The sequence below is a fragment of the Bartonella grahamii ATCC 700132 genome (assembly GCF_000518085.1).
In the GTDB taxonomy this organism is placed as follows: domain Bacteria; phylum Pseudomonadota; class Alphaproteobacteria; order Rhizobiales; family Rhizobiaceae; genus Bartonella; species Bartonella grahamii.
The window spans coordinates 1-4939 of record NZ_JACX01000045.1 but is presented as its reverse complement, the minus strand read 5'-3'; the positions used below and the strand labels follow the sequence as shown (position 1 = coordinate 4939).

At 41.6% G+C, this 4939-nt stretch carries 3 protein-coding genes and 2 pseudogenes; all 5 read right to left on the bottom strand.

Annotated elements, in window-relative coordinates:
* Positions 1–257: pseudogene (locus U736_RS0108415) on the bottom strand (phage tail protein); the annotation flags it as partial.
* Positions 258–269: 12 nt separating this feature from the next.
* Positions 270–920, bottom strand: a complete 651-nt coding sequence (locus tag U736_RS0108410) for a transglycosylase SLT domain-containing protein (RefSeq protein ID WP_026500653.1) — start codon at positions 918–920, stop codon at positions 270–272.
* Positions 921–934: 14 nt separating this feature from the next.
* A complete protein-coding gene (locus tag U736_RS11285; protein ID WP_244596121.1) occupies positions 935–3142 on the bottom strand; it encodes a hypothetical protein in 2208 nt (735 codons plus the stop codon).
* Positions 3143–4522 carry a hypothetical protein gene (locus tag U736_RS11280; RefSeq protein WP_114648062.1) on the bottom strand — a complete coding sequence of 460 codons (1380 nt, stop codon included), beginning with the start codon at positions 4520–4522 and terminating at the stop codon, positions 3143–3145.
* Between the two features lie 88 nt (positions 4523–4610).
* Positions 4611–4939, bottom strand: a pseudogene (locus U736_RS12415) (hypothetical protein); the annotation flags it as partial.

Here is a 4939-nt window from a genome sequence, read left to right as displayed (position 1 = left end):
AAAACGATACCATTCTTATACTCTAAAAACTGTGAGGTGCTTGCAAGCCTTATCACACTCGTTTGTTGGACATGATCATTTGTAACAACCCCTTCAAGCGCTCCACCCGTGTCTGACAAATACTCACTTATCCTTTGCATCATCACACGGGCGCTCGTATTCACACTGCTAGGCTGCTGTCCTTCTGACCAATCAATCAAATCATCCACGCGCGTATTATCCGCCGCTCTAAGCGACCAATCATAAATCGTTGACATCTCTCGTGAATCCTAGTTCCGGTAAAAGGGTCCGTAAAACGCCCGCATGAATTGCGTCATCAAAGGGTTATCATTATCATCACTCTCATCTTCTTCCGAAGCTTCTTCTTGTGATGCTAATAATGCCCTTAAAACCTCGAGCAAGTTGTCTCTATTTCTAAAACCACCCTGTGCTGTAGGACTTGCTCTATAAGGCTGCCCCCCATACATCTGTAATACACGGTTGACAAAATCACTTGCACGCATAGCGTTGTTTCCACCATTCAAGCCAACCGCATTGCTCCCAACAATTTGCGCCGCATTGGCATGGGGATTTTGAAGAAGCCGCGCGGCTCCTCCTGCACCTTGTTGATGTGCTAAATACAACTCCGCTTCACTAGGCGCTCTTCCCAACAGACGGCTTAAATGATTGCGATTATCAAGCGTCAACCGCCCCATGGCATCTGCCGCTTGCATGGGGTCAAACCTATCCTGCAAACCATATTGTTTGGCGGTGCTATCGATAAATTGATACAAACCACCAGCAGAAGAGCGGGGATTCCTTGCATTCGGATTCCCACCACTTTCAACTTGCGCAACACGGTATAAATAACTCTCTGGCAAACCATAACGTGCTGCTGTTTGCCGTATCGCTTGATTGACAGAAGGACTATAACGGGTCATAGCTTTATCCTCTTCTACCTTGGTGTACTCAGCATATTAAATTGACCAGCCAATGCTTTCCCTCCTCCTCCAAGCAAAGCAGCAGAAAGCTTTTTCACCCATTCTTTTGTAGCGTATCCCTTTTCTTGCGCTTTAATCATATCTTGAATGAGCTTTGCAATTTTATCATTCGGAATCTGTGTCCCCCCTGTTAACAATTTGACAACATCCTTTTCAATCCGTTGACGCTCTCTAAACGCTGCCTCTTTGAAAGGAATCCAAGAAGCCTTCACCGCTGCTTTTCCTGCTTGCATAGCTGCATCAAATTTACTCGTTGGCATACTGACATTATGCGTAAAAGAGATCTTTTCATTCGCTACACGATTGGGTATTCTGTTATAAAAATCTGCATAATTAGCTTCTCTATCGACAACCTTCTTAACAGCAGAAGCTTTATCTGCTCCATAAATCTTTGCAAATCGTTCATATAGATCATTCGTACCAAAAATCTCCTTTGCCTTGGACACTTCATCTTTTGTTTGACCCATGCCTTGTAAAAGTTTTGCTCTTGATCCCTTTTTAAAGTATTCTTGTTGTCCCTCTGGTAATTCATCAAAAATTTTACTGAATTTATCCTTATTAACCGACTTTCTAAGGACTTTTTCTCCTTCGCCCATAGCATCTACATCTGAACTATATTGATGATATAATGCCCGTCCCTTCTTATATTCAGACGATATATCATCCATAAGCTCTAATAATTTTTTCTTGATACCTACTAAACTGCGAACTTGGCTATTATCTCCTTGTCTCTTTTCGGTCCTTATCATTAAATCGACGACCTCTTTAGTCTTATGAAGAGCCCCCATGTTTGGTTTCTCCTTAAGGAGACTAAATTTTTGAGAAGAAAACGGACTAACGTTGTTGCCATCCGTAATAAACCGCTTTAGTCCTTCATCATAAGCCTGTTTGAAGTATGGACGCTTCATTAATTCATTAAGAGCACCATAATATTTTTCTTCTATCGGCGTTTTCTTGGCTATTTCATAAAGAGTATGTGATTCTGCTTCTCTACTCGCGATAAGATCATCTTTTAAACCTGTAACATTTTGACGAGGAATAAAGTGTTCATCTGCTGCCTGATGAATACGCTCCCCTCCTCCCAGCGCTCTCTGCCCAGCTCTTTTGGTCAAATCAAGATAAGCTCCTTGGTTTCTTTTCGCGATATCAAAAACAAGATCCTGTAAAAAAGGACTATGATCAGCTACGTAATCGGTAGGAACTGCATTTTTAAAAGAGTTTCCTAGCTCTTCAGAAGCCTCCTTACCTAAATGTTTACTGATTTCTCTTAATGTGTCTGTTGCAACACCTTGCCTGTGAGAAGGAGAAAGAAGTCTTCGTATTCCACCAACAGTAGAACCAGCTAAATGACCTAAAGCACTGCCAACCAATGCCCCGCCTGCTCCTAAACCACCACCAACTGCTGCACTTTGAAGTGTATGATCTAACCCTACCCCTTCACCTGCTCCATGTAATGCACCAGATGCCGCTCCTACTTTAAGCAAATGCGGCAATGTTGTGTTTTTTGTGATGCCTAAAAACGGACTTGCTTTCCCACTTACATATTTCACTCCTGCGCCTACCCGTTTCCCTACCGTGCCTACCGGTGTTGGAACGGATTTCAAAAATACTTGACCTAATTTTGAAGTAGCAGAAGGCGCTATCCGCCCCGCTAGTCCTGCAACCGCTCCTGTTCCTAACGTCGCAAGTGAAGGTAAAGCAGCCCCTACAACATTTCCTAACAAAGACGTCCAATAATGCGTATCACTCATCCTACGTTGATAATCGCGTAATTCTCCTGCTGCTTTGTCATACTTATCTTCGTATTTCTTATCTCCAGATAACCAATATCTGTACAGCCCCTTGCGAAAAGCATTTAGTGCATTCTCATTCTCATCATCACGTCCCGCCGCTGTGATCCCTGCAATTTCGTCATCTAAATTAAAACTGAGACCATGCTTTAAAGAATTCCAAAAAGCTTCACTGCTACTTATTTCGGGATGTTGGGGTGATGTTTCGTATTCATCTTTAGGGATACGGCGTATAACTCTTATTCCAGAACCAAAATCCGGAAATGGTTCCTCTACCGATTTTTCGTATTCATGTTTAGGAATACGGCGTATAACTCTTATTCCAGGACCAAAATCTGGAAAATCTTGATGAGTATTATTATGATGGACCATTTATCTATCCCTAATAATTTCATACATATCGTTACCGTGCCGAATGGATGCTCTATCTCCAATAGCAAGTTTTTTAATGTCTTCTCCACTATTTACAACTGGTAAATTAGAAAAATCTCCTTGTGAGACCGCCTGATTGGTAGAATTTTGGCTATTTCCTGCCATAACGGCATTTCTCATATTATTTTCTGTAGCCTCAATATGACCTAATACAATACCTTGTACTTCAGGGTTCAGTCTTGATAAAACATCTTTTATTGTTGACAAACGCCGTTTAAGCTCTCGCGTAGACATACGTAAATTTAATTTCCCAAGAGACTCTTTTAACATTTCAATGTCTTTATCGCTAACATTTCCAAGTCCTAGCGCCCCTCTTTGCGATAACATTTTCATTTGATCTATACGGTCAAGCCCTATACGAGATTGTATTGATTCCAAAACCTGTCGTACATCCGATTGTTCGGACGTTGAGAACGCGTAGCTAGCAGCTAAAGCTATATTACCTGTCGCCTTATTCTTAAATTTCTCAAGGTATTCCTGCACATAATCAATATCTTCTAGCAAAACCTTTGCATACACGTTTTTATGTTGACGTAAAGCAGCTTCTCGTTCTCTGTCCAGATACGCCTTCCCATCAGGGTGATAAACCACTCTCTTTCCCGTTGGTGATGTTGGGTCATTAATTAACGAACTTCCATCATTGTAATGTTTTATGCTATCTGTATCACCTGTGAGCAATGCACTAAGCATTTGAGGATTCCGTGCCATGACAGCAGCTTCTTCTTCGCTGTAGCCTTTGGACTTTAAATAATCGACAGTCTGGTTAACCTGCCCTCTTTTTTCTCTTTCCATATCACCACGACGAAGATTCATAGCTCCATTCGCTAAACTTTGTGCTATCGTCCCATCTGATAATGCATAACCAATCCCATAATCTGATAATCTTTGTAAAAACTCAGGACTACGCAAGTAATCCCAAAAACTCTGTTGAGAACCAGTATCTTGGTGAGGAACAGTACTCTGTTGTGGCTGTACAGACTTCTGTGGTTCTACAGATGAAATAGGCTCTGGTAATTGAGACTGCTTTGGTTTCAATGATGCCAAATCTGAAGTTTCAATTGCATTAGGCAAAGGTTCCATACCTAAAGGATTTGGTTGTGAACCAAAGGTCGCTACTGGTAAAGAAGGGACTGAAGACGGTACATACGGTTTTCTGCCTGCCGATCTTAAAGACGAACTTACATCTGGCAAAGGTTCCATATCCTTCGATAAACCTAAAGGATTTGATTGTGAACCAAAAGTTGGTACAGATGAAGAAGGGATTAAATAAGGCAAATTATTTGCCTGTTGTTGTGCATTTTCCATACGTTGATTTTGCATTAGTATACGCGACGCGAATGGGTCCATTGCATACATAGACTTAATTAGTCTTGATAAAATGTTATCGTTACTATTTTGCATAACTACCTCACTTTTTTCCTGCAAAATTAGCAATACTAGCTAAAATCCCTATAGCGTTCTTCCAAGGGTCGTTACCATGCACCATAGAGGCTGTATTATTATTCGTTGTCGTGCCGTAATTGCCTGCAAAACCATGACCGGCGTTCATAAGCATATTCAACCTATTCCAGCCGCTATTGTCTTGTTCCAGCCAACGTTCACGATTGGCATCAACAAGGCGTTGATTGTGAGCATCAAGCACACCTCCCCCCTGTATGGCATTGGAATAGGCATTGCCATAACCCTGTAAGAAGTTATTTGAGGCTCCCAACTGATTTTGATTGGCTTGGTCTATCA